Source organism: Aeromonas sp. 5HA1 (assembly GCF_029237245.1).
GTDB lineage: Bacteria > Pseudomonadota > Gammaproteobacteria > Enterobacterales > Aeromonadaceae > Aeromonas > Aeromonas salmonicida.
The window spans coordinates 121,223-148,190 of record NZ_JAACFW010000005.1 but is presented as its reverse complement, the minus strand read 5'-3'; the positions used below and the strand labels follow the sequence as shown (position 1 = coordinate 148,190).

Genomic DNA, 26,968 nt, shown 5'->3' with positions numbered 1-26,968 from the left:
ACACAGACTCGTACCCAATAAAAATGGCCCCGCAGGGCCATGATCACGATGACAGGTCAGGCGCCGGGAGGAAGATCGCCACGGATCCGCTTGATCCCTTCTTCATAGAGGCCGTCCGACCCTTCCTGCTCTTCACGGGTATCAAAAATCTTGAGAAACCACATGTATTGGCCCGGATCACGAGTCAGTTGCTGCTCAATCATGTTGTTCATGCGGCAGGTGTCCGCCATCAGATCGGCGCTGGGGTAATCAGCAAACGGCGCCTCTATCTCCAGACGGTAGCAGTACTTGGCCTCATCGTAGCAGGCCAGCATGGGCACTGCCTTGGCACCACTGACCTGCACCAACCGCGGCAGAGCAGGCAGGGTTGCCTTGGGATAGCCGAAGAAGGGCGCAAAGATGCTCGCCTCACGGCCATGATCCTGGTCCGGCAGATAGAAGAAACTGTGTCCACGCTTGACGGTTCTGATCACCGACTTGATGCCGGCACTGCGTTCATAGACACGGCAACCATTCTTGGCTCGTTCCCGATTGATGTGCCAGTCAAATACCGGATTGCGGGCACTCTTCATCATGGCGCACATGGGCACGCCACGCTGGGTGAAGTAGTAACCGGCAGCATCGACCGGCCAGCTATGGGGCACAACCAGTATCATGGGGCGGCCGGCGGCCTGCTCCGCCTCGATATGCTCCCAGCCCCTCACCTGGATGCGCTTCATCAGGTAGGCGGGGCTGCGCACGGTAAATTCACCAAATCCAAGCAGGGTCTTGAGACCGATGCGGATGGAGGTCATCAGGATGGCATCACGCTCGGCCTGGCTCTTGTTGGCAAAGCAGATATCGAGGTTGGTTTTGGCGATGTAGATCTGTTTCTTGGAGACCTTAACCACCAGCGGCGCCAGCCATTCTGCCAGCTTGTCACGCCAGCGGGGCGGCACGAAGGCGAGCACACAGAGTGCGCCGAGTGCCAACCAGCTTGGCCAGTAACGCGGTCGCAATAAACGGGTCTGAAAAGAGGAATCAAACACAGGATCTTGGGAAGACATGAATGAGGTCAAACGAAGAAAATGGGGTTGCATTGTATTCGTCCTGACAGGTAATACCAGTGAAATTCATCGTGAGCACCTCAGGGTGAGCGCTGGTTCAAAAAATGGATTTCCCAGCGGCAAAAAAAGTCTCCTTCAACACTTAACCGCAGACAAAAAAGCGCTCCACCCATGGCGGAGCGCTCTCACTACTTCTGGCCAGTGGAGCATGTCGTACACGCATGCCCTTCTCGTAGACTGACCCCTTACCCCGAGTCTCTCCAGGAGAGTCGTGCCTAGCGGCGGGCGCCGTGTCGGGCGATGCCGTGATCCATGTTGATCTCCCTTAGTGGCAGGAAGAACATCAGATAGCGCAAGGCCACATAGCCGACGATCAGGGTGGCGGCACCCAGTTCGAAGTGGGCCAGCAGATTGACCTGCTCCACATAGTGGGTTGCTTGTGGCCACTGCGCCAGCAGGTGGCTCACCTTGAACAGGGCGGTGGCACCTATCACCAGCGGGAAGGTGAAGGCGGCATACCCAGGTGAAAACGGCAGGCGCAACAACTTGATAAACGCCAGATAGATGATGCAGGTCATCAGAATGGCGATCCCCAGCAACACGGCCACCAGCAACAAGGAAGGATCCTCGGTCACGGTCAGATAACCGGCGAGTGACAGACTGGCAGGGGCCGCCAGAATGGCGATGGTCGGCTTGGCGGCATCCGGTACTTCATGGCTGAAGATGAGGCGATAGAGCATCAGCGGCAACATCAGGCCGTAGCAGAGCATACCGAACCAGAGCAGGCCGTCGGCCAGCGCGGCAAACTGGCCACCCGGAAAGGCCACGTCAGCCACTATGATGCCCACCGGTGGCACAAACCAGCTCGGCACCATGTGATGGATCTCGAACTGCCTGGCTCTGTGCCAGACAAACGTGGCCAGAAACAGCAGATGCAGCGCAACGGCAAACAACCAGAGCCCCTCGCCCAGACCGGGGGCCAGCATGCCGACCGCCTTGGAGACCACCATGGTGGCCATGGCATAGGTGGGCACAACGCTGCCCACCACAGGGTGAGCCAGATCCTGCCACAGCAGGCGTGGATGAAGCAGAAACTTGAAGGTGAGGATCACCAGCAGCACGGCGGCAACGGCGGCGCCCAGCAGTTGCAGGCGACCATCGAACTGACCGGCGTTTTCCCAGCACCAACCGAGACTGGCGATCCCGAGTGCCAGGCCCGCCATGGGGGTCGGTGCCTTGCCTAAGGATTGACGAGTTCTTGCGATCATGGCTGAAACCTCTTGTGAGAGACGATGAGCATAGGATAAAGCGCCGCTATCGTTTACGATATCTAAATGAATTGAATCAATTGTTCAGGTAAACCAAACATGAAACTGACCCTGCAACAACTCAAGGTCTTCGCCACCATAGCCCGCTACGGCAATCTGGGGCTGGCCGCCAACGAGCTCTGCCTGAGCAAGGGCGCCGTCTCCCAATCATTGCAGGAACTGGAGCGCCAGCTCGCCACCCCCTTGTTTGACCGCATTCACCCCAGATTGCAGCTCAACAACGAGGGACGCTTGCTGCAACCGGCCGCCGAAGAGCTGCTGACCCGGATGCTGGATATTGAAACCCTGTTCAGCCCGGATGCAGAGCCAAGCGGCCAGTTGCGTCTGGGAGCGAGCCAGACCATAGGCAACTACCTGCTCCCAACCCTGCTGGCCAGCAGCAAACAGGAGCTGGGGTTGCCGCCCAGGGTCACCATCACCAACACCCACCAGCTCTGCCATTTGCTGGCCAACTTCGAGCTGGATCTGGCCTTGATAGAGGGGCAGAACCACCATGCTGATCTGGTGAGTGAACCCTGGCTCAATGACGAGATGCTGATCGTGGCTCATCCTGATCATCCCCTCGCCCGGCGCAGTCGCCTGTCGCTCAGCCAGCTGAGCGATGAAACCTGGGTGCTGCGCGAGCCACAGTCAGGCAGCCGCGAGCAATTCGAGCAACAGATCCAGCCCGGGCTGCCTCGCTGGCAGGCAGGGTTGGAGCTCAACACCCTGGAGGCCGTGATGCTGGCGGTTGAAAAGGGGCTGGGGATCTCCTTCATTTCCCGCCTGGCAGTGTCGGATCGGTTGCAGGCCGGTCGTTTGGTGGCCTTCTCCCTTGCCCGGCATTTTCCCCGCCAGCTCTCCCTCATCTGGCACCGGCAGAAATACCACTCCGCCACCCTGCGCCGCTTTCTGCAGTTTTGCCGCGCGCAAGAGGGGGCCCTGCCTCAACCCCTGGCGGACATAACCACACGGGCAAAAGCGCAATAAGATGATCGGACTCGATAATCGCGCCCGATCAACTGGCTTACCCCTTGCCCAGACAAAAAAAGAGAGGGCGCCCAGGCGCCCTCTCTGTCCATCCGTTATCAGGGTGCGGGTTGCAAACCACGCTCGACCCACCCCAGCACTTGTCTGGTCAGGGCCTGCGGCACCCAGGGGGAATCCCTCAATCCCTGCCTGACACAGGCGGCGAAATGATCCGCCTCGTGCTGCATGCCACCGCCCGCTACCTGCGCCTCTATGTCTCCCGGCCAGGCAGGCAAGGGATCCCCCGTGACCCAGCGTACCTGCTGGGGGTTCCACCACTTGCCGACCAGTTGCAGGGCCCAGCCCTCGCCGCCCAGATACGCCGCCTTGTCGAGATCCTGGACGATGGAGGCATCCAGCTCGGCCGCGAGGGGGCCGGCAAAGCGGAAGCTGGCGGCCTCGTCCACCTCGCCCGTCTGGCGGGAAAGAGCGACCTGCGGCTCACCGGCAGCCAGCCCCAGCTGGTGACAGATGGCAGCGTAGAGCCAGAGCGGATAGACACCCACATCCCAGGCAGCGCCCCCGGCCAAGGCGGGATCAAACAGTTTGCCGGACCTCTCCTGCACCGAGCCGAAGGCCGCCTGCAGCCGATTGGGGGCAGGCAAGGCGCCGAGTCGCCGCAGCAATTCGCGCATGGCGGGGAAGCACATCACCTTCATGGCCTCCATCAGCAGCAGGCCACGGGCCTGGGCGAGCTGCACCAGCGCATCCCAGTCTGCTACTTGAGTCACCGCCGGTTTTTCCACCAGCACGTGCTTGCCCGCCAGCAACATCTGCTTGATCAGGTCGGCATGCTCCGGGTGGATCACCGCCACATAGACGGCCTCCACCTCGCTGCTTGCCGCCAGCGCCTGGTAGCTGCCATAGGCAAGGGGCAATCCCTGCTCCTCGGCAAAGTCCCGGGCTCGCCCCTGATCACGGGCGGCGATCGCCACCACCTGTCCCAGACTGGCGTGCTCATTCACGTCCTTGCAAAAGCGACGGGCAATGGCCCCCGCCCCGGCAATGCCCCAGCGCAGTGGCCGCGCGTGTGACTCTTCTTGCATCATCATTGCTCCTTATGCGGTGGCCACGGCGCTTTACGCCTTTGCCAGACTGCGCAACCAACTGATCTCGTCGCCCCAGATCGTCTCGTCTATGGTCTCCAGGATCAGCGGAATGCCATCGAAACGGTCGTCATTCATGATGTGGTGGAATACCGCCTCCCCCAGATTGCCTTCACGCAAGCTGTGGTGGCGATCGACCCGGCTGCCGAAGGTGCACTTGGCGCCGTTGATGTGCATCCCCTTGAGATACTGGAAGCCGACGATGCGATCGAAATCGGCAAACACCTGAGCGCAGGACTCAGGGGTACGCAAGTCGTAACCGGCGGCGAAGGCGTGGCAAGTATCGAAGCAGATACCGACCCGACTCTTGTCCTCCACCCCGTCGATGAGGGTGGCCAGGTGTTCGAACGACCAGCCGAGGTTGGTGCCCTGCCCGGCTGTGTTCTCTATCACGGCCGTCACCCCTTGGCTGCGCTCCAGCGCCCAGTTGATGGATTCGCTCACCAGTCTAAGGCTGGCCGCTTCCGGGATCTGCTTCAAATGGCTGCCGGGGTGGAAGTTGAGGTAGCAAAGCCCGAGCTGCTCGCAGCGCTTTATCTCATCGAGAAACGCATCGCGAGACTTGGCTAGGCCGTCGGGATCGGGATGTCCCAGATTGATGAGGTAACTGTCGTGGGGCAGGATCTGCTCCGGGCGAAAACCGGCTTTCTCGCACGCCAGTTTGAAGGCTCGGATACTGGCCTCGGACAGCGGCGCCGCCTGCCACTGGCGCTGGTTCTTGGTAAACAGGGCGAAGGCGTTGGCACCGATGGCCTGGGCGCGGGCTATGGTGTTCTCCACCCCGCCGGCCGCACTGACGTGGGCTCCGATATATTTCATGAGATCTCCTCTGCTCTGTGAGAGCGCCATTATGCCTATCTGCCCCGCCCGCGCCAAACCGGGATCTTCGATGATCACTTTCGATTACCACTATAGAGAGCCCGACCAGAGCATCTGACCACCGATGTCGTGCATGACAGAGGGAGGCGCCCCGTCACTGGCCGCTCGACAATGCCGGGGCAGGTTCACTGGCGAGCGCCGTCTCCAGCACACCGCCCAGCCAGTGAATGAAGGCCTGCACCCTGGGCGAGAGCTGACGACGATGGGCATAGAGAGCATGAATGGGCAAAGGAGGCGCCTGCCACTGGGGCAACACCATGACCAGTTCCCCACTGGCGAGCAGTGCCTCTACCCCGACTCGCGGCATCTGGATGATCCCGAGCCCCGCCAGCGCCGCGGCCAGATAGGTTTCGCTGTCGTTCACAGTGAGGGCGCCGGCCATCGCCAGCACGGCGCGAGAGCCATCTGCCTGCAAGTACTCGAAACCGGCCTCCCTGTCCCCCGGCACGGCGCCATAGTGGACCAGTCGGTGCCCCGCCAGATCCGCCAGGGTCTGCGGCACCCCGTAACTGGCCAGATAGGTGGCGCTGGCGCAGTTGATCTGGCGGTAGTGGCCCAGGGGACGGGCGACCAGACTCGAAGATTCCAGCTCCCCCGCCCGTATTACACAGTCGAAGCCTTCGCGTACCAGATCGACACGCCGATCCGTGCTGCTCAGCATCAGTTGCAGGTCGGGGTGGGCCCCCAGAAAGGCAGGCAGCGCCGGTATGACCAGATGACGCGCCATCCGGCTTGGCATGTCCACCCGCAGCTGGCCGCTGAGTTGCCCATGCGGCCGAAACAGCCCATTGAACTCCTCCATATCGGCCAGCAACGCCTGACAGCGGGCATAGCAGAGCTGGCCATCCGTGGTCAGTTGCACCCGCCTGGTGGTGCGATGAAGCAAGCGGGCTCCCAGCTGCTCCTCCAGCCGTCGAATAGCCGCGGAGAGCGTCGCCTTGGGCATGCACATCTGCTCGGCGCTGCGGGTGAAGCTCTCAAGCTCGGCCACCCGCATAAACATTCTCATCGCATCCAGTTGATCCATGGCGTCATTGTCACTTTAAACGGAACAGTACATCTATTATTACCCTCTTTATCCATAATGTACGTACCAATAGAGTGGCACTACCGGCTCGTCTCGAGCCCGCCCCCACCCCATTGACAGGAGTCGTACCATGACCCGTTCCATCGCTCTCATCACAGGCGCCAGCCGCGGCCTCGGCAAACACTCGGCTCTTGCCCTCGCCGCCAAGGGCGTCGACCTCATCATCACCTACCGCAGCCAGGCCGAAGAGGCGGCTGCCGTGGTGGCGCAAGCCAATGCACTCGGCGTCAAAGCCCACGCCTTGCCGCTCGATGTGGCCGACAGCGCCTCCTTCGCCGCCTTCGCGGCTGAGGTGCGCCAATTGCTGCAGCGAGAGTGGCAACGGGAGCGGTTCGACTTTCTGGTCAACAATGCCGGCATCGGCATCCACGCCAGCTTCGAGCAAACTACGGAGCAGCAGTTCGATACCCTCATGAACATTCACCTCAAGGGGACCTTCTTCCTGACCCAGCAGCTGTTGCCCCTGATCTGCGATGGCGGGCGCATCATCAACCTCTCGACCGGCCTCACCCGTTTCGCGCTGCCCGGTTACGCCGCCTATGCCGCCATGAAGGGAGGAATAGAGGTGCTGACCCGCTATCTGGCCAAGGAGCTGGGCCCGCGCGGGATCGCCGTCAACGTGGTGGCACCCGGTGCCATCGAGACTGATTTTGGCGGGGGTGTGGTGCGGGACAACCAGGCGGTCAACGACTTCATCGCCAGCCAGACCGCGCTCGGGCGCGTCGGCCAGCCCGACGACATAGGCGGCGTAATAGCGGCCCTGCTCTCGGATGACAATCGCTGGATCAATGCCCAGCGCATCGAAGCCTCGGGCGGCATGTTTATCTAGAGAACCATCCCATCATTGGGCGGGAAAACGGCCATGCAAAAGGCCCTGCCTCACGGCAGGGCCTTTTCGTATGACAAGACCAGGGGATGTGTTAAAGCGCCTTGCCGCCCGAACTGATGACTGACTGATACCAGTAGAAGCTGTCTTTCTTGATGCGGCGCAAGGAGTTGACGTGCTGCTCATCCCTGTCGATATAGACGAAGCCGTAACGCTTCTGGTAGCCATTGAGCCAGCTCAAGATGTCGGTGAACGACCAGGCGCAGTAACCAATCAGCTCAACCCCGTCCTGCAGCGCCTGCTGACAGGCAATGAGATGGCTCTTGAGGTAGGCGATGCGATAGGCATCGTGCACGCTGTCATCCGCTTCCAACTGGTCAAACTCCCCCAGCCCGTTCTCGGTGATCATCAGCGGCAGCCCGTAGCGGGACGAGAGGCGGCGCAGGGCGATGCGCATCCCGGTCGGGTCTATGGCCCAATCCCAGTTGCTGGTCTCAAGATGCGGATTGGGCGCCGTCTTGTAGAGGCCCGGAATGCCGCTCGAGGGGGTGGTGCCCTTCTGCCCCGTGGTATTGATTCGCTGCAAGGTCTGGCCGCCGAGGAGGTTGTCGGTATAGGTCAGGGTGTAGTAGTAGTTGACCCCTATGTAATCCGGTGTGCCTTCCCGCAGCAGCTCCAGATCCCCTGGCAATATCTGTGGCGCCTCGCCGTTTTCCCGCAAGTAAGCAAGCGCCGCCTGGGGGTAGCGGCCGAAGCAGTAAGCATCCAGCCACCAGTAGTTGGTGAACTCCTCGGCATTTTCAAACGCCAGCATGTCTTTGGGATCGCACGACGCCGGATAGGCGGGCGAGTAGGCAAAGCTCGGGCCGATCAGGCCGTTTGGCACGTGCTGACGAAACGCCTTGATCACCCTGGCATTGGCCAGAAAAGCGATGTGGTTGGCGGCAAAGAAGCGCTTTCTGTCTTGCACTGCAGGCGGATGGGTGCCGAGCTGGTAGGCATTGGTCAGGTTGTAGTTCTGCTCGTTGAGGGACACCCAGTACTTCACCTTGCCCGCAAAGCGCTGATACAGGGTCACGCAGTAGCGTTCGAAATCCTCGATGACGCGTCTGTCTTCCCAGCCGCCGTATTCATCCTGCAGCGCCTGGGGCAAGTCCCAGTGATAGAGGGTCAGCACTGGCTCGATCTGGTGGGCCAGCAGGGTATCGATCAGCTTCTCGTAAAATGCCAGACCCGCCTCGTTCACCTCACCCCGGCCGGTCGGGTAGATGCGCGGCCAGCTCACCGAGAAGCGGTAGGCCTTGAGCCCCATCTCGGCCATCAGTGCCACGTCCTCTTCGATGCGATGGTAGTGATCGACGGCCACGTCACCGTTGCTGCCCTCAAAGGTCTTGCCCGGCAACTTGGTGAAGAGATCCCACACCGAGGGCCCTTTGTCATCCGTGTTCCAGGCCCCTTCTACCTGATAGGCGGCAGAGGCGGCGCCCCACAGGAAATCCTTGGGGAAGTCGTTGAACGTGTGGTGATGCATCTGGTGTTGCTCCTTCTGCGCGGATGGTGTCAGCCATCTCTGATAAGTCGGCACCCCATTCAAGGCGCCCCAAATAAATTGGCATAAGCATCGAACAGTTCTAAAATTCCGTCCAATGACAAATTTAACCGCTCAACATTCCTGACAGGAATGAAAGGAGTCAGGATGGAGCTGAGAGATCTGAAAGCCTTCGTTACCCTGGGGGAAGTGCTGCACTTCGGTCAGGCGGCGGTACGCCAGCATGTCACCCAGTCGGCCCTGAGCAAGCAGATAAAACGGCTGGAGGAGGAGCTTGGCGGCGAGCTGTTCGAGCGCAATGCCAGTACCACCCGGCTCACAGTGCTGGGGCGGGCGCTCTATGCAGATGCCAGCGCCCTGGTGGCCTCCAGCGAACAGCTGGCACGCACCGCCCGTGACGTGCTGGCAGGCAACAGCGGCACCTTGCGCATCGGCTTTGGCGTTGCCACCAAGATACTGGTGCCCGCCGCCATCGCCTGTTTTCGCGCCGAGCGTCCCCAGGTGACCATAGAGCTCAATGATCTCTCCACCCATCACCAGCTGCTGGCCCTGAGCGAAGGGCGACTGGATCTCGGTTTCTGCCGCCTGCCCGCCCCCAAGGGGTGGCACTGCCTGCCCGTGGTGCAGGCCCACTTTGTCGCCGTGCTGCCCGCCAGTTACAGCGGCGTGAGCGAGCTGGCGGATCTAGTGGACAAACCACTGGCAATCCTGCGCCGGGACAAGGCGCCCTCGTTTTACGATCACCTGATGAACTACCTGGCCCAGAGCGGATTGCGGTTTCGCGATATCCAGTATGTGAACGACTTCGCCGCCGGGGTGGCCACCGCCGCCGCCGGCATCGCCTGGACCCTGGTGCCCTCCTCCACCACCATAGAGCACCCGGATGTGCTCACCCTGCCTCTCACCGAGCGCGAAGCGAGCTGGACCATAGGCCTTATCCGCCCGCCCCACAGCAAGGGCCCGCTCATCGACGCCTTCTGGCAGGTTGTCTCCCCCATGAGCGAGCTGAAGTCAGAGCCGTACTAGTCCTGCGCCTGCGGCGCTGACAGCACGGCTGTTGACGGCCCCTCATCCGCCGGCTCTGGACACAATGGTCAGGGATCGAAATAAATAGGCAAATAAATCAACAGCTCCCCTGCTGAATATATGAACTTACCTGCTGTTTGTATGAAGAATTATGCTGCCAAAAATTTTCTGTGAACCAGCTCCCGCCGCTAAAAAAAGAAGCCTCTACTCTTGGTTGGCACAATAACCAATTTGGCTCAGCCCTGTTTATTTAAAAACGCATCACAAAGGAGTGTCATATGTATAAAAAGATGAAGCTGGCGGGAATTATCAGTGCAGTCTTGCTCTCGGGAACTGTTTATTCTGCCGACATGACGGTGGGGTTCTCTCAAATTGGTTCCGAGTCTGGCTGGCGGGCAGCTGAAACCTCGGTGGCCAAGACAGAAGCAGAGAAACGTGGCATCACACTGAAAATTGCAGATGCCCAGCAAAAACAGGAGAACCAGATCAAGGCCATTCGCTCATTCATCGCCCAGGGTGTGGATGCCATCTTTATTGCCCCCGTCGTCCAGACCGGTTGGGAACCCGTGCTGCAAGAGGCCAAAGAGGCGGATATTCCCGTCTTCTTGCTGGATCGCAATATTACTGTGAAAGATGACTCGCTCTTCATGACGGGCGTCGCCGCAGACAGCGTGCATGAAGGGGCTGTGGCTGCAGACTGGCTGGTCAGACAACTCGATGGAAAAGCCTGCAATGTCGTTGAGTTACAAGGCACTGTTGGCGCCAGCGTAGCGCTGGATCGCAAAAAAGGCTTCCTCGATACCGTGGCCAAAGTACCCACCATCAAGATCATCCGGACCCAATCAGGCGACTTTACTCGCAGCAAGGGCAAAGAGGTCATGGAGAGCTTTATCAAGGCCGAGAATAATGGCAAGAATATTTGTGCCGTCTATGCCCATAACGACGACATGGCCATCGGTGCCATTCAGGCGATTAAAGAGGCCGGACTGAAACCGGGTAAAGACATCAAAATCATTTCAATTGATGGCGTGCCGGATATATTCAAGGCGATGATCGCCGGTGAAGCCAATGCCTCGGTGGAATTGACACCGAACATGGCAGGCCCCGCCTTTGACGCGCTACTGGCTTATAAAAAAGATGGCAGCCTGCCCCCCAAACACATCAAGACAGCGTCGATTCTGTTCCAGCCTGACAGTGCACAGGCCCAGCTCGACATGAAAAAGAGCATGGGTTACTAAGTCACGCCCGTCGTGAGCCAGTCCTTTTAATAGCCGGCCATATAGGTACAACCTCTTATATGGCCGGCTATACCGGAGTGCCTATTTTCATGCCAGATAATCATCATGAACTCATATTAAACGCCACCGGGATCTGCAAGACATTTCCCGGAGTTCGCGCGCTGCACCAGGTGGATTTCTCACTGCGTCGGGGAGAGATAATGGCGTTGCTCGGCGAAAATGGGGCGGGCAAATCCACCCTGGTAAAAACCCTCACAGGGGTTTATCAAGGTGATGCGGGTCGCATCGAGCTGGATGGTGCCCTGATAGCCCCCACGGGCACGGCCCACGCCCAGCGCTTGGGGATTGGCACCGTCTATCAGGAGGTCAACCTGCTCCCCAATATGTCGGTGACCGACAATCTGTTCATCGGCCATGAACCCCGTCGGTTTGGCCTCATCGATCGGGCCAGCATGTCACGGCAAGCCAGCGCCATCATGGCCAGCCACGGTTTCGAAATGGACGTCTCGCTGCCACTGGGGCACTACTCGGTCGCCATGCAGCAGATTGTCGCCATCGCCAGGGCCATCTCGTTGTCAGCGAAGATCCTGATCCTGGATGAACCAACGGCGAGCCTGGATACCAGCGAAGTGCAGATGCTGTTTTCCATCATGCGCAGCTTGAGAGACAAGGGCGTCAGCCTGATTTTCATCACCCATTTTCTCGACCAGGTCTACGACATCAGCGATCGCATCACTGTGCTGCGCAATGGTGAGCGGGTCGGCACCCGTGAAACCGCCACACTGCCGCAGCTGGACTTGGTCAAGATGATGCTGGGGCGCGAGCTGGCCGAGAATGCGCTCCAGCGTGCGGGCAAAACCCTGCGCAGCAGCCACCCCGCAGTGTCATTCAAACACTATGGCAAGAAAGGGGTGATAGCCCCCTTCAGCCTGGACGTCATGCCGGGGGAGATCGTCGGTCTGGCTGGCTTGCTGGGGTCGGGTCGTACCGAAACCGCCGAGCTGATGTTTGGCATTCAGCCCAGTGACAGTGGCGAATGCCGGGTGCGCGGCAAGGTCACCTCAATCCGCTCCGCTCGTCAGGCCGCCGCCAGCGGCTTTGGCTTTTGCCCGGAGGATCGCAAGAACGCCGGCATCATCGCCTCGGCCTCGGTGCGAGAGAACATGGTGCTGGCCCTGCAAGCCCAGCGGGGCTGGCTGCATCCCCTGTCACGCAAGGAGCAGGACGAGATCACGGCGCGCTTCATTGAACAGCTGGCGATCAAGACCCCGGGTCCGGAGCAGCCGATCCAGTTCTTGTCAGGGGGCAACCAGCAGAAGGTGCTGCTGGCCCGCTGGCTGCTGACCAAACCGCAGTTTCTGATCCTGGACGAACCCACCCGGGGCATAGATGTGGGGGCCCATGCCGAGATCATCCGCCTGATCGAATCACTCTGTGCCAATGGCCTGGCGCTGCTGGTCATCTCATCGGAGCTGGAGGAGCTGGTGAGTTATGCCGATCGGGTGATCGTATTGCGAGACAGAAAACAGGTGGCAGAGCTGGCAACCGATGCGCTGTCTGTCCCTGCCATCATGAACGCCATTGCCATGTGAGGCCTGATATGACGTCATCCATACTACCCATCCCCATCCGGCGAGCGCGGGCCAGCCGATATTTGCCCACAGGCACGGCGCAATGCGTGGCCTTGCTCTGCGTGCTGCTCATCAACGCCCTGGTCGCCGACAATTTTTTCGCCATCCATATTCAGGATGGCCGCCTGTTCGGCAGCCTGATCGACATTCTCAACCGCTGCGCCCCTGTGGCCCTGCTCTCCCTTGGCATGACACTGGTGATTGCCACTGGCGGCATCGACCTGTCGGTGGGTGCCGTGATGGCGATCAGCGGCGCAACCATGGCAAGCATGGCCACCGGCGACCACAGCATTCCCGTCATTCTGTGCTCCGTGCTCGGGGTCGGGCTCTTATGCGGCTTGTGGAATGGGGTGCTGGTCGCTGTCTTCAAGATCCAGCCCATAGTGGCAACCCTGATCCTGATGGTGGCGGGACGCGGTATCGCCCAGCTCATCACGCAGGGGCAGATCATCACCTTCAACAACGAGGCCCTGGCCTGGCTCGGCAGCGGGTCACTCTTTTATCTTCCTACCCCTGTCATCATCACCCTGGGGGCGGCGCTGCTCATCTGGTTGTTGACCAAGCGCACCGCGCTCGGGCTCTTCATCGAAGCCGTGGGGATCAACATCAAGGCGGCCAACAATGCCGGCCTCAATACTCCCATGGTGGTGATCGCCACCTATCTGCTGAGTGGCATGCTGGCTGCCGTCGCCGGCATGATAGTGGCGGCCGACATCAGGGGAGCGGATGCCAACAACGCCGGCCTCTGGCTGGAGATGGATGCCATTCTGGCGGTGGTGATAGGGGGAACCTCGCTGATGGGAGGACGCTTCAACCTCGCACTCTCCCTGATCGGCATACTGATCATTCAAGGGGTGAACACCGGCATTCTGCTCTCCGGCTATCAGCCCCAGTGGAATCAAATCGTCAAGGCCATGGTGGTGCTGGCGGTGCTCGTCATGCAATCCCCTGCACTCAATCACCTGTTTTCCCGAGGGGCTCGCCATGTTTAAACGCAATCTTCCCTTGATGGTGACCATCATGGTGTTTCTGGTCGGGTATCTGGTGTGCCTTGCCTCCTTTCCCGCCTTTTTATCTACCCGCATCATTTGCAACATACTGACCGACAATGCCTTTCTTGGCATAGTAGCCGTGGGCATGACCTTCGTGATCCTCTCTGGCGGCATCGATCTGTCGGTGGGCGCCGTGATCGCATTTACCGGGGTCTTGCTCGCCAAGCTCATTGGCGATCTGGGGGTAAGCCCCTGTCTGGCCATCCCCCTGGTCATGATGCTGGGAGCCAGTTTTGGTGCCCTCATGGGCTGGCTGATCGATACCCTGAAGATCCCGGCCTTTATCATCACGCTGGCGGGCATGTTCTTTCTGCGGGGGGCAAGCTTCCTCATCTCGGAGCAATCCCTGCCCATCGATCATCCGACCTTTACCTACCTGTCGAGTCTGTCATGGAAGATGGCGGGCGGTGGGCGCTTGAGCCTGCTGGCCCTGATCATGCTGGCGGTGGTGTTACTTGGCATGCTGCTCGCCAATCGAACCCGCTTTGGCAACAACGTCTATGCCATCGGCGGCAATGCCACCTCGGCAGCCTTGATGGGGATCTCGGTGCGCCAGACAACGATCCGCATCTATCTGCTCTCCACCACACTGGCGACCCTAGCGGGCATCGTGTTTGCGCTCTATACCTCGGCGGGCTATCCGCTCGCCGCTGTCGGGGTCGAGCTCGATGCCATCGCCGCCGTGGTCATTGGCGGTACCTTGCTCAGTGGTGGCGTAGGCACCGTCTTTGGCTCGCTGTTTGGCGTCTTGATCCAGGGATTGATCCAGACCTATATCAACTTCGACGGCACCCTCAGCTCCTGGTGGACCAAGATCATCATAGGCCTGCTGCTGTTTTGCTTCATCGCCCTGCAGCGCATGCTGATCGTATTTTCGGAACATCGAAAAACCAGCAAACCCGTGCTTTTCAAGCGGCAGGCCTCCATCGAGAGTGCCCCCAGATAATGGCGTGGAGTGAGAACGTACCGCCTTGTTACTCGCTCAGTGCGATGCAATTGCGGCCAGCCAATTTGGCGTGATAGAGGGCGGCATCCGCCTGTTGCACCAGTTCAATGGCTGATTGGGTGGTGGAAGGCTGCAAACTGGCCACCCCGAAACTGACGGTCACTATCCCCAGCGGCGAGTCAGCCCGTGGCAAGGCCAGTGTAAGGATGAGACGGTGAAGATGCTGCGCCGTGGCAAACGCCGTCTGCATGTTCATGCTGGGCAACAAGATGACGAACTCCTCACCGCCGTAGCGGGCCACCAGCTCCCCTGCCCTGCGCCCGGACTGTGACAACGCCTGGGCCAGCGCCCGCAGACAGCTGTCCCCGGCCAGATGACCATAGTGATCGTTGAATTGCTTGAAGTGATCGATGTCGAGCATGATCAAGGCCAGTGGAATGCCGCTGCGCAACCCGCGGTTCCACTCCTGCTGCAGGATGTGATCGAACAGGCGTCGATTGCCAATGTTGGTCAGGGCATCTGTGTTACTCAGGATTTCCAACTGCCGATTGGCTTCGGCCAACTCATGAGTGCGGATCTCAATGATGCGTTCCAGTTCGAGGTTGCGCTCGCACAAGCGCGCCACGGGATAGACTTCGGTATCCTGCGCCAACCCGTAGGGAAGCGAGATCCCGCTATGGGCGATTTTCCACTCGCCCTCTTCGTGGCGGAAGATCAACACCAACCTGGCCGTCTCCCGCGACAAGATATGGTCAGGTATGGGCAGGTGAATGTGGAAAAAACCGGTCGCGACGACCACATCCTCTGCCAAATCTTGCAATGACAGATCCAGCATTTCGATATGGATCCGCTCGGGGATTTGTGCGAAATCTTTGCGAGTGATGCGTATCCACTCTTCCCTATCGGTGACAAGCTGGTCACTACTGCCTGCATAGCCACTGAAATTGTCACTAAACCGGGTAACAAGACGAACATCACGTGCCGAATACATTTCTATGTATTCATCAAACAATGAACGAATAAGACGCTGACGTTCCACCCGCATAGACTTGCTCCGCTCACGGCACTGGGCCACCGCCTTAAATATGACAGGTGAAACGGAACCCGACTAGCCAAGCGATCGTGGCCAGATCTCATAATGAGCAAATCATCAAATATCAAATTTGACATCAAATCCAAATGCGTCTCTAAAAGAGACGTCGCGATTCAATTAGCGCCAAACTCATTCACTGGAGGCGGGCCACCAGACTCGAGGATCCCAGCGCGCCCACCCGTACTACGCAGTCGGAGCCTTCGCGCACCAGATCGACCCACCCTACGTCGTTGAAGCAATCGGCCACCACCTGACACCCTTCATCACCACCGGATGACAGGAAAAATCCCGGGAAAATGCAGCATCAATAGATATAAAAATGCTCCCGGAACAGGAGCATAAATTCAACGTTCGGCCTCGCTATCAAACTGACCAAGACATATTTACATGGTGATCAGCGTGCCCTTTTCGACCTGGGGAAGATCACATAACAAGATCCGCCCCGGGGCATATTCAGGAGCCAAGTCATTGGATTAGGCAACTTGGATAGTGACTGTCACTGCCTTATTTCAAGCGCAGATCATTTTTGACAGAGGTGACACCGTTGACACCTTTGGCGACAACAACGGCTTTATTGATATTGGCGCTATCTTTAACAAAACCACTCAACTGTACGACACCTTTAAAGGTCTCTACATTGATCTCGGCTGATTTCAGGTCCGGATCATTGAAGATAGCTGTGACAACCTTGGTAGTAATCACAGAGTCATCCAAGTATTCACCTGTGCCTGCTTTATTTTTAGTTGATGCACAACCGACCGCAGTGACCAGAACGGCGATAGCCAACAGAATTGAAAAGCGATTTGTAGTTTTCATTTAATGTTTACTCCAAATAGTGTTAAACATTTCAAATTAAAAACTGAAATGTATGCTTCATTAGAACATGGTGTCTGTGAGTGCCAGAACTCTGTATAGCGTTACTGTGAATAACGATAACCACACACTCACGCTTGTCGAGCCAAGCAGCCAGCACCTTATTGATTGGCATGCTACATTATAATTTACGGCTATATCATCTTGTCGTCTGTGCGCTAACGAACATAACGGCTCAGTTAACTGACCACCACATTCATAATGTGACATCTAAAATTGGTTAACATTAGTATATTCACCAGCGCACACGTCAGATTATGTCATAGCACTCGACGACCTTGAATAATACGAAGTAAAACAACAACTACCGCGATAACAAGCAGCACATGAATGAAACCACCAAGGGTGGTGGCTGTTACCAGACCAACAGCCCAAAGCAGAAGCATCACTATAGCAAGGGTATATAGCATATACTCTCCTAAATAATGGGTTGTGATTGCTCATGAATTATAATAACCGTGCTTAAGCAAGCATATATTCATGAACATGAATATAACATATGGCCATTCTGCCATCTGTTATTGACGGTGTGACATGTCTTTGTTTTTCTGTTCTGGCTGACCAAACAGTCGTGACACCAGCAGAAACATATCTATTCCCGATGCCAAACTTGACGTCACTCTGCCGGTTGTGACTGGCGCGCCTCGCCTTTGCGGTCCCTCATAACCAAGCACAAAACCCGCGCAGGCAGCAGAACAAAGCACAAGAGGATGAGTGAGCCTCGTTTGCAGTGTCTGCTTCATGAGATGGGACAGCCCGACTATCGTCAACTGACGGGACTGCAGTCGCTGCCGCAAGATGGCAATCTTCTCCCGGCGGGAGCCTTGAACAAGGGGGCGGGTATGACACGCTACAGGCAGCTTCATAAAGGTGCTCCAGGCATGGTTGAGGACTCGTCTGATGGCACGGGTGCATTGCTGGTCGCCACCGCATCGATACATATATTCTGCTGATAACGACGATACCGTATCATGACCCCGCCAATGGCGAGTCCATTGCCCACACTGATGATGAATAAGGCGCTACTCGTAGCCATTCCCTGCTCGAGTAACCAACATAGTGAGGCCGCAGCCAACATCAACCACAAGCTGACTAATAAAAAAGCCCCGACCAGACCACAGACAAGCATGCCAATCAGGCTGCTCACTGCCTGTTGTACTTCCAGCCTGAACAACTGCAATCGCTCTTGCAGTTGTTCACCAAGCAGTCCAAAAACCGAGGTCGCCAGGCTGGTAATTGACACCGACTCCGTCGGTGTCAATTCTGCGTCAGGAATGGGCGCACTCTCTGTGGTTCGTTCCGTGTTCATTAACGCTTCTTCAGTAACCAACCCACTAAAAATCCGGTGGAGATGGCAATACCGAGCGCCATGAGCGGCTTGTCATTAATCTGTGTACGACACTGGTCGAACAGCTTCATTTTCATTTCTCGCAGACTATCGCTTTTCTGTTCAATGGATTCGGCAACATTCATAGCAACGTCAGCTAATTTATCTACCGTTTGATGGGAACGCTCGCTCAAATTATCCAACGCAGGATGAACGGTCTTGGATGCACTGTCGACAGCGTCATGCAACTTCTTGCTGGTATCCTCAACCGAATCAGAAACACTTTCGCCTGACATGACTTGCTTTTGTTCACTCATTATTACTCTCCCGTTCAATATGACAAAGGGCGGATGAAATAATCACGATCCGACCTGACAACATGATACTTGGTGAAAGGACACAGGCCATGAATTGAAATATTGTCTGGCGGTGTTACATAAGACAAGGGGCAACGCAGGAGTGAATGGATAAACACTATTCAGGGAGGCTCTTTTCAGCCCGCCACCTCCCTGTCACTACGCTATGAAATTGACTGTAAATATATTCCTTGTCACTCAAAATAATAATCCTGCCAGTCAGGCTAGTCTGTACGGTAGAGCACATAAAATGCCCTTGTTTAGTTCTCATCACGTTTATATATTTCTCTATGTGCGATAGCGCACATACCGAAGGTAAACAATCTGTGACTATGATAGGCTGGTGAAAGTTTTGTTTAACATTTGGAATATGTATGACTGATAATTATCATCCCCAGCAGAATCACCTGCTGGCTGCGCTATCAGCTGACACATATAGCAGATTGCATCCCCATCTTGAGTTGATGAACTTTCCTTTAGGCATGGTGCTCTATGAATCAGGTGATACGCTTCACCATGTTTATTTTCCTCTCGACTGCATCGTTTCACTCTTGTACGTGATGAAAAGCGGTGCATCTGCCGAAATTGCCGTCGTCGGTAATGAAGGATTGATTGGTGTCGCGCTGTTTATGGGCGGAGAAAGCACCACTAATCGTGCCATTGTGCAAAGCGCAGGTTACGCCTACCGCATGAAAGGACAGCTGTTGAAGACCGAGTTCAATGTCCACGGCGATTTGTTGCATCTGATGCTGCGTTACACTCAGTCCTTGTTGACTCAGATGGCACAAACGGCGGTTTGCAATCGCCATCACTCCATTGATCAGCAACTGTGCCGCTGGCTGTTGCTATCGCTGGACAGATTGCCCAGCAACCAGTTGACGATGACTCAGGAATTGATTGCCAATATGCTGGGTGTTCGCCGTGAAGGCGTCACTGAGGCGGCAGGGAAACTGCAAAAACTGGGCGTCATCGAATATCGCCGGGGCCAAATCACTGTGCTGGATCGTCCCAAACTCGAGCGATTAAGCTGTGAATGCTACTCGGTGGTGAAGAAAGAAACCGAACGTCTGCTCCCCTATATGCACTCGTCAACCAAGTCAGTGCCAATACCCAAGCCCCTTGAGTGCGTCACTCATAGCGGCTGACGACTGGGCCAGACGTGCATAAGGTTGCCTGGCGCCTGAGAGGGCTTTTTTAGTCCTTCATAACGGCCGCTGTAGGCATGGGCGCAGATACCTTGCGCCTTGGCAAGTGAGCCAGAAACACATGAGATAACCCAGGCTAGCGCGACACAACCCAAGGAGAGCGCTGGCTTTACGCTCCAACATCCCCTTCATGTCGAGCATGACTCGGCTGTTGTTATGTAATGAAGGTTCCCTCGACACAACCTGCGTCACGCTGTATTGGCTGTGTTTGACATGGAAGAAGAACATCACCACATGACACCAGATAAAAAAACGCCCTTCACAGAAGGGCGTTTTGGTTGAGGCATGTCGGTAATTAGATGCGGACCGGCTCTTTTTTCTTCTGCAGAGCGAAGAACTCTTGCGCTTCCTGATGCGGATCCTTCCCGCCAGCTTTCGCTGCCAGCTTCAGGTTGCTGTGCGCCTTGATCATCTCAACAACAGAGAGCGATTGCAGATGTACACGGTAGGACTCTTTGTCCTTCAGCGTGATGAAAAGGACTTTTTCCTTTTCGATATCGACGGTGATCTCCATCCCCATCGGCAGGCCATAGAGGAACAGGCCGGTTTCTTTGGACTGGACCCCGAACAGGATGTTGTATTGATAGGTAGTCTTGTGGGCTGTCGTGTGCTCCCAGAAAATCCAGGCATCATTCTTTTGTTCATCCAGGCCGGTGAACGCACTCGCGATCGACTCGGTCAGTTTTTGCTTCGGCGCTGCACCAAGCACGACTCCCAACACCTTGCTCAATATCTCCAGCACCTTGTCTACCATCAACTGGACGGCTGAGTTGGATTGTTCGACCACTTGATCGGTGAAGTTGATCACCGCCATTTCAGGATGCTTTTTTGATGAGGTTTATGGCTGTTTGCACATCAAAGCGAAGCGACTTCTTGTCATCAGTGGGCACCAGCGCCTGCTGGAAAACCTGCGCCATCGCAAACGCCTGGGGGGCAATGTTGGGATCCGTGATGGAGAAGATCTCGTTGAAGTTAATCTGGTCCGCACTCGCACTCAGCGAAACATAGGTGTTTCGAGTCACAACGTTTTTCACTTTATCAACTGTGGTATTCATTGATTCGTCCTTGTGTTGTCTTGTGATTGCTGACTGTGGTGTTCAACGGCCAGTAAGGTATACCTTTATGGACTACAGGGCAGAGCTAGGACAACAGCGTGATGGGCGAGAGGACAGACCTAGGGTGATCGAGTGATGGGGATGCTGGGACCACAGCAGGCATAGAGAAAGGAGGACCACAGGATGGCGCTGGGGATCTTCTATGTGCTGGCGCTGGGATGGCTTAGGGTACGGACAAGCAGAAGGACAGGCTGCCGCTCAGGCAGTTATGGAGACTGATGTATAGGGCGAGCGGCAGGCTGATGCAGGGGACCCCTACGGGGGGTATTGGCTGGCGGTTTAATCCTCAAGAGTGGACTCACAGTTTTTTCCAAATTTACCGAAGGGTCCCTATTGGGTAAGATGCCATCTTGTCTGGATCTGACTGAGAACCCACATGGATCAAGCTACGAATACCTTGATAGCCCTCGGCGGGGGACTACTACTTGCCCTGCTTGGGTGGGCTTTTTCATCGTCTAAGGTTGAAACCCAAGTGGTTGACGCCGCTGACGCTTGGTCTCGATTTGATGGGGTCACTTCTTTCCAGCTCACCTTCTATCGCCAGTCAGGGAATACCCACCGTGTCGTGCAAATTCATGGCACTAGAGAGGACGTAGAGGCGGAAATCAGGAAGGTGTTCAACCGCGCCGGAATAAGGGACCAGTACATGGTGGAAACACGAGGGGACGCAATTGATTACTGCCGTGCATACCATAACCACCGTGGGTCAAACGAAGGTAAGAAGGTCGGCGGCTGCTTGGTATCAGCCGTGTAATAACAAGGACAGAAGATGAAGCGTGATTGGGATACCGTAAGAGATCTACTCACCAAATTAGAAGGATTACCAAACACAGACCACTACTTGTCACTTGGGAATTTTGAGCTTACCGATGCGAATGCCGCTTATACAATCTCCTACCACATGGAGTTGCTGATTGAAGCGGGGCTAGTTGAAGGGAAAATGAGCCGAGTTCTTGGTCGTGGTCCCATTAACTTCACCGCGACCCGCCTTACATGGACAGGCCATGAATTCCTAGACGCAACCCGCAGCGATACCGTGTGGAACAAGACTAAAGAGACCTTTACAACCAAGGGGCTCGACATGACCTTCGAGACAATCAAAGCGGTGGCTGCTGCTGCAATGACGTCAATGCTAGGGTTATCTGCGTAACATCACTTCTATCCGCGTTCCTGCTTGAAATCTTGGCCCCTGTGGGGCACAGATAGACCTGAAGATTTCAAGCAGGAGTACACCAGCAAAGCCCAGACTAAGGATTTTTATTGGCCTCGCGTGAGGCCTGTTGCTATTGAGTGATCATTCAATTGCCCTCTAATACCCATTTGGGTTATAACCGTGCTTTCGTGCAACAACTGAGTCAACCTGCTATAAGTTGTTGAAATTTAGTCAATTAATTTGACGACCAATACGCGATAGAGTTGTAAGGGAGAATTGAAACATGGCTCAATGTACAGCACCAGTTCGGGGACATAGTTCAGCTGCGGCAGCGGCTGCCTGTCCTGCTTGTCGTAATAAAAGTCGAAGTTACGGTGGCGGATACAGCGGTAGTAGTTATGGTGGTAGTAGTTACGGTGGCTACAGCCCTTCATCATCTTCATCGGGAAGCAGCAGCCGTAGTGTGAAACCTAGCTGGTCAAAAGCCGGTTCCGTAGTTTTCTACACTCCCAATGAAGTGACATCACTCACACCAATCCGTGAAACCGTAGAAACAAGAGCAGCAGCACAGCCAGACCTTCGTGATGTATTTTTGTGTCATGCGTGGGATGACCGTAAAGGCGCGGCCAAAGAGCTACATGATCTGCTTGAAGCGGCGGGAGTCAAAGTCTGGTTCAGTGAGAAGGATCTTGGTCTTGGTGTTCCGATGATGCGGGCAATCGACAGGGGTTTGGCAAACTCCCGAATTGGGCTTGTGCTTGTTACCCCTTCGCTTCTGGAAAGACTGCCCAAAGAGGGGGTTGCTGACAAAGAGCTTTCAGCTCTATTAGCGGGTAACCAGCTTGTCCCAATCGTGCATAACACAACGTATGCTGATCTTCGCAATGTAAGCCCCTTGCTCGCTTCACGCAGCGGTTCCTAATTCAGGTGCGATTGCTCTATGAGTACGCTTTAGTGATTAGGTAACTGGGCTTGCTTCTGGTTAGCTCAGTTACCGTACTCGTCCACATAGCCAAACCTCGGCCCTGTCTTCCAGACCTGCACACGGCCAGACCTCTTATTCACCTTCCTGTTCTCACCGCCAAGGCAGATTACCCAGACGATCCCGTTCATAGTGCCGCTTCTATAGCAGCCAATAGCTTCTCGACGGCAACCCCACCACCGTATCGGTCATAACTGATCGCCCCGTTGGTATGGCCCAAAATGGCCGCCGCATACTGTAGCGGTACACCATGATCCTTTAACGCTGTTGCCACTGTATGCCGCAGGCTGTGGAAGTCTTTGTCTACAGGACGATGACGACTGAACCACTGCCCCCAAAGATGGCTGTAACCGTCTTGTCGATGAGGTAGCTCAGGGAACAGCCGCCCCCCTGCCCTTTCCTGCACATAGCCAATAAAGCCACCAGCAATCAGCGAGGAGTGAATAGGGATCAGGCGGGTACTGTTGGCCGTCTTGAGCTTCTGGTCTGGGCGGTTGTCTCTAATGTTCAGGCACCATACCTCGTCGACTTGCTGCACATCGTCTGCGTACAACTGGCAAATCTCATTAGCTCTCGCTCCGGTATACAGGCCGAGCAACGCTATCCACTTGCGGTATGGCTGCTGTTCTTTCGCCCACTGGATCAACAGCTGTTTCTCCGCAGATGTGTACCCGCTTCGAGCATTGACCTCTTTGACCCGCTGTAACTTGAGTCCAGCGAAGTGATTGACGATCCCCTCGTGGTGGTTCGATAACCAGACGAACAGCAGAGAGAGCTTTTGGAGATACTTGTTGATAGTCGTCGGGCTCTTCCCTGAGTTCAGTAGCTCGTCCTTGAACTTGACCACATCAGCCTTGCTGTACGCTGTTGGAGGTCTGTCCCCCAGCGCCTTGATGAAGTAACCGATGTAGTTCTTCTGATTGCTGAGCTCTTTTGGTGCCCAGGACAACGCCTTTTCTTTCAGGTAACGCTCACTGAGTTCTGAAAGTACAGGGATGCAATGGCAGAAGGAGCCGCAGGGACTGACTGAGGGGCTGGCATGGTCGCAGATGGTGTCTGTTGCGGTAGCCGCTGAGGCTCCGGCAGGGAGCTTGGCTGAGGTTCTGGCTGGACAGTCTCAGGCTTTCCCCGAGAACGCGCACAGGCGAGCAACTGAGCCACTTGTTCACGAGCGACCAGCTTGTCCCGAGTACGGAGAGATTTCTTGATGTCTTTGCGGCGACCACAGGGGAGCACGGTCACCTTGCGGTAGTACCAGATACCTTGAGGACTGAGCCAGAGATTCACTATGAAGACTCCTGATTCATCCACACAAAGTGGATTACCAAGAGGTCGGAAGGGGGTTGTTAGTCGTAACTTATTGAATTGCAGAAACAGGTGGTGGCCCCACCAGCCACATCCCGGCACTCGAGTCCCCCGCCTTGGCTGCTACCTTCCGGTCCTGACCAGGTTGACGAGTTATCAATGCGAGAGGACCAATGGGACCACCGGCGAGGAGAATAGCAAAGTCCCATTTCATTGCAATGGCTTTCTGCCTGCGGGCGTACCGTTTGCCTTATTTTTCAACAATCTGCCGAATGAGTCAGCTAAACAGCATGAATTTCGCCCCGACCAGCAACATCAGCAGGGCGAAGGCCTGCTTGAGCCGCTTGGGAGAAAGTCGATGTGCCAGCCTGGCGCCCACCCGGGCAAACTGGGTGCTGGTGAGCACTATGCCGAGCAGGGCGGGCAGATAGATGAAACCGACACTCCACTCGGGCAAGTCAGCATGACCCCAGCCGGCGTAGAGGTAGCTGAGGCTGCCCGCCAGCGCTATGGGCATGCTGCAGGCCGCAGAGGCTGCAACCGCGTTGCGCATCGGTACGCTGTTCCAGCAGAGATAAGGCACTGTCAGCGAGCCGCCGCCGATGCCGAACAGTGCCGACATCCAGCCGATGAGGGTGCCCGCTATGCCGGTTCCCACTGGGCCGGGCAGATGGCGCTCCGCCTTTGGCCTGAGGTTGAGCCCCATCTGCAATGCCATGGCCCAGGCGAAACAGCCGATGATGACATTGAGGGTGCCGGCACTGAGCTGGTTGGCGGTCATGCCACCGAGCCAGGCGCCAATCAGCATGCCGACCCCGAGGCGCCGTATCATCATCCAGTCGACCGCACCTGCCTCTTGGTGAGCCCGCAGCGAGCTGAAACCGGTGAAGATCATGGTGGGCAACGAGGTGCCAAGCGCCAGATGGGTGATGATGTCGGGCTCAAATCCCATGGCCCTGAAGCTCACCACCAGCACGGGCACTATGATAAGACCGCCGCCAATGCCGAACAGTCCCGCCAGCATGCCAGCAAACGCGCCCAGCAACAGATAACCCATAAACAGCATAAACATTCCTTCCCGAGGCAGCGCCATGGCCCCAAGGCCAACACGCGCATAAAAAAAGAGATGGCCCTTGGGCCATCTCTTCATTGTGCCGGTTAACTCAAGGGAATGGTACCGTCCATCACCTTGTAGAAGGCCAGCACAGCGCACCCGAGCAGGGCCGCCGTCATCCCCTGCTCCAGTCGGTTGAGGCCGCGCAGCCCGTGGTGTTGACGCGCCTTCCAGTAGATGAAGATGCCCGGGCTGTAGAGCAGCGCCACCAGCAGCAGATACTCCACACCGGCGGCATAGACCAGCCAGCAGCCATAAGTCGTGGCCACAAGTGCCAGCAGCAGGTCACGCTTGCGCTGATGGGGTTGACCCTCGTAGGTCTCTCCCTTCATTGCCAGCTTGAGGCCATAGGCACCGGAGAAGACGTAGGGCACCAGCGCCGCCGAGGTGGCGATGTTGACCAGCGCCAGATAGGTGCTGCTCTGGAAGTAGATGATGATCAGGAAGATCTGCACCAGACAGGTGGAACACCAGAGCGACACCTGCGGCGAGCCGTTCTTGTTCTCCTTGGCAAACCAGCTGGGGAAGACACCTGTCTTGCCGGCTATGTAAGGTACTTCCGCTGCCAGCACTGTCCAGCTAAGCAAGGCCCCCATCACGGAGATCACCAGACCTATGTTGATGAGCCAGGCGCCCCAGGGACCCAGCACTTTTTCAAGGATCATGGCGGTGGAGGGATTCTTGAGCTGGGCCAGTTCCGGCTGACTCATGACCCCCAGGGAGAACAGGGTCACCATGACATAGAGCGTCAGGGCGCCGAGCAGCGCCAGCACGGTGGCTCGGCCCACGTCCTTGCGGTGACGGGCACGGGCAGAGACCACCACAGCCCCTTCGATGCCGATGAAGACCCAGAGCGTCACCTTCATGGTGGACTTGACCTGATCCATCACGGATCCCAGCTCCACGTTGTCGTGGCCCCAGATATCCAGGGTGAAAGTCTGCATGTTGAAGGCGAGCAGTATGGCGACGCAGAACACGATGAGCGGCACCATCTTGGCGATGGTGGTGATGATGTTCACCAGAGCGGCGACCTGGATCCCGCGCAGCACCAGCGCATGCACCGACCAGATCAGGATGGAGGCCAGTATGATGGCCACCGGCGTGTTGCCGTCACCGAAGATGACATTGTCCGGCGTGTCAAAGAAGTAGCTCAGGGCGCTGAACACGACGATGGCATAGGAGACGTTGGCCAGCAGCTGACAGAGCCAGTAACCCCAGGCGGCGTTGAAACCGATGAAATCGCCGAAACCGGCCTTGGCGTAACTGAAGATACCGCCATCGAGATCCGGGCGGCGCATGGAAAGATTCTGGTAAACCAGCGCGAGGCAGATCATGCCCAGACCCGTGATGGCCCAACCCAGGGCAACGGCCCCGGCACTGGCATGAGCGGCAATATTTTGTGGCAGACTGAAGACCCCGGCGCCGACCATGGAGCCGATCACCAGCGAGATGAGGGCGCCAAGCCCTAGTTTCTTGTCCATCTCAATCCTGTTTGATTAGGCGGCGGCAGAGCGTCCGTATTCATACTGCGCGCAATATGGGAGGGGCTAAAAATCCGTACCCCGTGAAAAAGGCGGCAACTATATTGCATGACTATTCCGACCGCAATCCCTCGTACCGTCAATCATGCCCCGTCTTGACCGCGCGCAATTTTACAGTACTGACCCCGAGTGCCTGTGAGCTGGTTCAAATTAAGAAAGACCCGTTGATATTTCACATTTTT

At 56.6% G+C, this 26,968-nt stretch carries 24 protein-coding genes, 1 other RNA gene and 1 pseudogene; 10 read left to right on the top strand and 16 right to left on the bottom strand.

Features of this window, described 5'->3' with window-relative positions; translation table 11 throughout:
* Nucleotides 1–56 precede the first annotated feature (56 nt).
* Nucleotides 57–1,046: a lauroyl-Kdo(2)-lipid IV(A) myristoyltransferase gene (gene lpxM / locus GWQ27_RS06635; protein WP_234592942.1), complete on the bottom strand. Its 990-nt coding sequence runs from the start codon at nucleotides 1,044–1,046 to the stop codon at nucleotides 57–59.
* 275 nt (nucleotides 1,047–1,321) lie between these two features.
* A complete protein-coding gene (locus tag GWQ27_RS06630; protein WP_275906965.1) occupies nucleotides 1,322–2,314 on the bottom strand; it encodes a TDT family transporter in 993 nt (330 codons plus the stop codon).
* Between the two features lie 99 nt (nucleotides 2,315–2,413).
* Between GWQ27_RS06630 and GWQ27_RS06625 the strand changes: the two genes are divergently transcribed.
* On the top strand, nucleotides 2,414–3,343 hold the full coding sequence (locus GWQ27_RS06625) for a LysR substrate-binding domain-containing protein (protein WP_275906964.1): 930 nt from the start codon (nucleotides 2,414–2,416) through the stop codon (nucleotides 3,341–3,343).
* Nucleotides 3,344–3,441: 98 nt separating this feature from the next.
* Here GWQ27_RS06625 and GWQ27_RS06620 read toward each other — a convergent pair whose 3' ends face one another.
* The 3 genes from GWQ27_RS06620 to GWQ27_RS06610 all read right to left on the bottom strand — a co-directional run bounded on the left by GWQ27_RS06620 (nucleotide 3,442) and on the right by GWQ27_RS06610 (nucleotide 6,394).
* Entirely contained in the window at nucleotides 3,442–4,428 is a 987-nt protein-coding gene (locus tag GWQ27_RS06620) for a Gfo/Idh/MocA family oxidoreductase (protein WP_275906997.1), read from the bottom strand.
* A gap of 33 nt (nucleotides 4,429–4,461) precedes the next feature.
* On the bottom strand, nucleotides 4,462–5,307 hold the full coding sequence (gene nfo, locus GWQ27_RS06615) for a deoxyribonuclease IV (RefSeq protein ID WP_159166472.1): 846 nt from the start codon (nucleotides 5,305–5,307) through the stop codon (nucleotides 4,462–4,464).
* Nucleotides 5,308–5,461: 154 nt separating this feature from the next.
* Complete coding sequence (locus GWQ27_RS06610) at nucleotides 5,462–6,394, bottom strand: LysR family transcriptional regulator (protein WP_275906963.1); 933 nt, start codon at nucleotides 6,392–6,394, stop codon at nucleotides 5,462–5,464.
* Between the two features lie 130 nt (nucleotides 6,395–6,524).
* Between GWQ27_RS06610 and GWQ27_RS06605 the strand changes: the two genes are divergently transcribed.
* Nucleotides 6,525–7,283 carry an SDR family oxidoreductase gene (locus GWQ27_RS06605; protein WP_275906962.1) on the top strand — a complete coding sequence of 253 codons (759 nt, stop codon included), beginning with the start codon at nucleotides 6,525–6,527 and terminating at the stop codon, nucleotides 7,281–7,283.
* 91 nt (nucleotides 7,284–7,374) lie between these two features.
* Here GWQ27_RS06605 and GWQ27_RS06600 read toward each other — a convergent pair whose 3' ends face one another.
* Complete coding sequence (locus tag GWQ27_RS06600; protein WP_275906961.1) at nucleotides 7,375–8,811, bottom strand: glycoside hydrolase family 1 protein; 1,437 nt, start codon at nucleotides 8,809–8,811, stop codon at nucleotides 7,375–7,377.
* A 165-nt stretch (nucleotides 8,812–8,976) separates the two neighbouring features.
* On the opposite strand from GWQ27_RS06600, the gene GWQ27_RS06595 reads away from it, so the two are divergent.
* The 5 genes from GWQ27_RS06595 (at nucleotide 8,977) to yjfF (ending at nucleotide 14,722) form a co-directional block, all read left to right on the top strand.
* A complete protein-coding gene (locus GWQ27_RS06595; RefSeq protein ID WP_275906960.1) occupies nucleotides 8,977–9,855 on the top strand; it encodes a LysR family transcriptional regulator in 879 nt (292 codons plus the stop codon).
* Nucleotides 9,856–10,133: 278 nt separating this feature from the next.
* Nucleotides 10,134–11,093, top strand: a complete 960-nt coding sequence (ytfQ, locus tag GWQ27_RS06590) for a galactofuranose ABC transporter, galactofuranose-binding protein YtfQ (RefSeq protein ID WP_021139292.1) — start codon at nucleotides 10,134–10,136, stop codon at nucleotides 11,091–11,093.
* Between the two features lie 59 nt (nucleotides 11,094–11,152).
* Nucleotides 11,153–12,685 (top strand): sugar ABC transporter ATP-binding protein, encoded by a 1,533-nt coding sequence (locus tag GWQ27_RS06585; RefSeq protein WP_345893538.1) that lies wholly within the window; start codon nucleotides 11,153–11,155, stop codon nucleotides 12,683–12,685.
* Between the two features lie 8 nt (nucleotides 12,686–12,693).
* Complete coding sequence (gene ytfT / locus GWQ27_RS06580) at nucleotides 12,694–13,716, top strand: galactofuranose ABC transporter, ATP-binding protein YtfT (RefSeq protein ID WP_275906958.1); 1,023 nt, start codon at nucleotides 12,694–12,696, stop codon at nucleotides 13,714–13,716.
* Nucleotides 13,709–14,722, top strand: coding sequence for a galactofuranose ABC transporter, permease protein YjfF (gene yjfF, locus GWQ27_RS06575; RefSeq protein WP_275906957.1), 1,014 nt, complete (start codon nucleotides 13,709–13,711; stop codon nucleotides 14,720–14,722). The genes ytfT and yjfF overlap by 8 nt, the downstream gene beginning before the upstream one ends.
* Nucleotides 14,723–14,750: 28 nt before the next feature.
* On the opposite strand, the gene GWQ27_RS06570 is transcribed toward yjfF, so the two are convergent.
* From GWQ27_RS06570 to GWQ27_RS06550, 5 genes are all read right to left on the bottom strand, one after another.
* Nucleotides 14,751–15,767 (bottom strand): diguanylate cyclase, encoded by a 1,017-nt coding sequence (locus GWQ27_RS06570; RefSeq protein WP_275906956.1) that lies wholly within the window; start codon nucleotides 15,765–15,767, stop codon nucleotides 14,751–14,753.
* Nucleotides 15,768–16,319: 552 nt separating this feature from the next.
* Nucleotides 16,320–16,631, bottom strand: a complete 312-nt coding sequence (locus tag GWQ27_RS06565) for a BON domain-containing protein (protein ID WP_011898735.1) — start codon at nucleotides 16,629–16,631, stop codon at nucleotides 16,320–16,322.
* 317 nt (nucleotides 16,632–16,948) lie between these two features.
* Nucleotides 16,949–17,098: a lmo0937 family membrane protein gene (locus GWQ27_RS06560; RefSeq protein ID WP_111906204.1), complete on the bottom strand. Its 150-nt coding sequence runs from the start codon at nucleotides 17,096–17,098 to the stop codon at nucleotides 16,949–16,951.
* A 452-nt stretch (nucleotides 17,099–17,550) separates the two neighbouring features.
* Nucleotides 17,551–17,997, bottom strand: coding sequence for a phage holin family protein (locus GWQ27_RS06555; protein WP_059167700.1), 447 nt, complete (start codon nucleotides 17,995–17,997; stop codon nucleotides 17,551–17,553).
* Nucleotides 17,997–18,332 (bottom strand): hypothetical protein, encoded by a 336-nt coding sequence (locus GWQ27_RS06550; protein ID WP_238138523.1) that lies wholly within the window; start codon nucleotides 18,330–18,332, stop codon nucleotides 17,997–17,999. The genes GWQ27_RS06555 and GWQ27_RS06550 overlap by 1 nt, the downstream gene beginning before the upstream one ends.
* A gap of 413 nt (nucleotides 18,333–18,745) precedes the next feature.
* On the opposite strand from GWQ27_RS06550, the gene GWQ27_RS06545 reads away from it, so the two are divergent.
* The gene (locus tag GWQ27_RS06545) at nucleotides 18,746–19,516 is read left to right on the top strand and encodes a Crp/Fnr family transcriptional regulator (protein ID WP_021139302.1); all 771 of its coding nucleotides are present in this window, start codon (nucleotides 18,746–18,748) and stop codon (nucleotides 19,514–19,516) included.
* A 355-nt stretch (nucleotides 19,517–19,871) separates the two neighbouring features.
* Here GWQ27_RS06545 and GWQ27_RS06540 read toward each other — a convergent pair.
* A pseudogene (locus tag GWQ27_RS06540) lies at nucleotides 19,872–20,631 on the bottom strand (cytolytic delta-endotoxin (insecticidal protein)).
* 829 nt (nucleotides 20,632–21,460) lie between these two features.
* Here GWQ27_RS06540 and GWQ27_RS06535 point away from each other — a divergent pair.
* Both GWQ27_RS06535 and GWQ27_RS06530 read left to right on the top strand, forming a co-directional pair.
* Nucleotides 21,461–21,841: a DUF2513 domain-containing protein gene (locus tag GWQ27_RS06535; RefSeq protein WP_265468058.1), complete on the top strand. Its 381-nt coding sequence runs from the start codon at nucleotides 21,461–21,463 to the stop codon at nucleotides 21,839–21,841.
* A gap of 466 nt (nucleotides 21,842–22,307) precedes the next feature.
* Nucleotides 22,308–22,766 carry a toll/interleukin-1 receptor domain-containing protein gene (locus GWQ27_RS06530; protein ID WP_275906955.1) on the top strand — a complete coding sequence of 153 codons (459 nt, stop codon included), beginning with the start codon at nucleotides 22,308–22,310 and terminating at the stop codon, nucleotides 22,764–22,766.
* A gap of 187 nt (nucleotides 22,767–22,953) precedes the next feature.
* Here the strand turns inward: GWQ27_RS06530 and GWQ27_RS06525 are convergent, their stop codons facing one another.
* The 4 genes from GWQ27_RS06525 to arcD form a co-directional block, all read right to left on the bottom strand.
* Nucleotides 22,954–23,775, bottom strand: coding sequence for a site-specific integrase (locus GWQ27_RS06525; protein WP_275906954.1), 822 nt, complete (start codon nucleotides 23,773–23,775; stop codon nucleotides 22,954–22,956).
* Between the two features lie 435 nt (nucleotides 23,776–24,210).
* Nucleotides 24,211–24,307, bottom strand: an RNA gene (gene ffs, locus GWQ27_RS06520) — signal recognition particle sRNA small type.
* Nucleotides 24,308–24,408: 101 nt separating this feature from the next.
* Nucleotides 24,409–25,197 (bottom strand): sulfite exporter TauE/SafE family protein, encoded by a 789-nt coding sequence (locus GWQ27_RS06515; protein WP_275906953.1) that lies wholly within the window; start codon nucleotides 25,195–25,197, stop codon nucleotides 24,409–24,411.
* A gap of 92 nt (nucleotides 25,198–25,289) precedes the next feature.
* Nucleotides 25,290–26,726: an arginine-ornithine antiporter gene (arcD, locus tag GWQ27_RS06510; RefSeq protein ID WP_021140247.1), complete on the bottom strand. Its 1,437-nt coding sequence runs from the start codon at nucleotides 26,724–26,726 to the stop codon at nucleotides 25,290–25,292.
* Nucleotides 26,727–26,968 lie beyond the last annotated feature (242 nt).

Coding starts and splice junctions, on each gene's coding strand:
- lpxM (WP_234592942.1), bottom strand. CDS start 1,046: ATGTCTTCCCAAGATCCTGTGTTTGATTCCTCTTTTCAGACCCGTTTA.
- GWQ27_RS06630 (WP_275906965.1), bottom strand. CDS start 2,314: ATGATCGCAAGAACTCGTCAATCCTTAGGCAAGGCACCGACCCCCATG.
- GWQ27_RS06625 (WP_275906964.1), top strand. CDS start 2,414: ATGAAACTGACCCTGCAACAACTCAAGGTCTTCGCCACCATAGCCCGC.
- GWQ27_RS06620 (WP_275906997.1), bottom strand. CDS start 4,428: ATGCAAGAAGAGTCACACGCGCGGCCACTGCGCTGGGGCATTGCCGGG.
- nfo (WP_159166472.1), bottom strand. CDS start 5,307: ATGAAATATATCGGAGCCCACGTCAGTGCGGCCGGCGGGGTGGAGAAC.
- GWQ27_RS06610 (WP_275906963.1), bottom strand. CDS start 6,394: ATGGATCAACTGGATGCGATGAGAATGTTTATGCGGGTGGCCGAGCTT.
- GWQ27_RS06605 (WP_275906962.1), top strand. CDS start 6,525: ATGACCCGTTCCATCGCTCTCATCACAGGCGCCAGCCGCGGCCTCGGC.
- GWQ27_RS06600 (WP_275906961.1), bottom strand. CDS start 8,811: ATGCATCACCACACGTTCAACGACTTCCCCAAGGATTTCCTGTGGGGC.
- GWQ27_RS06595 (WP_275906960.1), top strand. CDS start 8,977: ATGGAGCTGAGAGATCTGAAAGCCTTCGTTACCCTGGGGGAAGTGCTG.
- ytfQ (WP_021139292.1), top strand. CDS start 10,134: ATGTATAAAAAGATGAAGCTGGCGGGAATTATCAGTGCAGTCTTGCTC.
- GWQ27_RS06585 (WP_345893538.1), top strand. CDS start 11,153: ATGGCCGGCTATACCGGAGTGCCTATTTTCATGCCAGATAATCATCAT.
- ytfT (WP_275906958.1), top strand. CDS start 12,694: ATGACGTCATCCATACTACCCATCCCCATCCGGCGAGCGCGGGCCAGC.
- yjfF (WP_275906957.1), top strand. CDS start 13,709: ATGTTTAAACGCAATCTTCCCTTGATGGTGACCATCATGGTGTTTCTG.
- GWQ27_RS06570 (WP_275906956.1), bottom strand. CDS start 15,767: ATGCGGGTGGAACGTCAGCGTCTTATTCGTTCATTGTTTGATGAATAC.
- GWQ27_RS06565 (WP_011898735.1), bottom strand. CDS start 16,631: ATGAAAACTACAAATCGCTTTTCAATTCTGTTGGCTATCGCCGTTCTG.
- GWQ27_RS06560 (WP_111906204.1), bottom strand. CDS start 17,098: ATGCTATATACCCTTGCTATAGTGATGCTTCTGCTTTGGGCTGTTGGT.
- GWQ27_RS06555 (WP_059167700.1), bottom strand. CDS start 17,997: ATGAACACGGAACGAACCACAGAGAGTGCGCCCATTCCTGACGCAGAA.
- GWQ27_RS06550 (WP_238138523.1), bottom strand. CDS start 18,332: ATGAGTGAACAAAAGCAAGTCATGTCAGGCGAAAGTGTTTCTGATTCG.
- GWQ27_RS06545 (WP_021139302.1), top strand. CDS start 18,746: ATGACTGATAATTATCATCCCCAGCAGAATCACCTGCTGGCTGCGCTA.
- GWQ27_RS06535 (WP_265468058.1), top strand. CDS start 21,461: ATGAAGCGTGATTGGGATACCGTAAGAGATCTACTCACCAAATTAGAA.
- GWQ27_RS06515 (WP_275906953.1), bottom strand. CDS start 25,197: ATGCTGTTTATGGGTTATCTGTTGCTGGGCGCGTTTGCTGGCATGCTG.
- arcD (WP_021140247.1), bottom strand. CDS start 26,726: ATGGACAAGAAACTAGGGCTTGGCGCCCTCATCTCGCTGGTGATCGGC.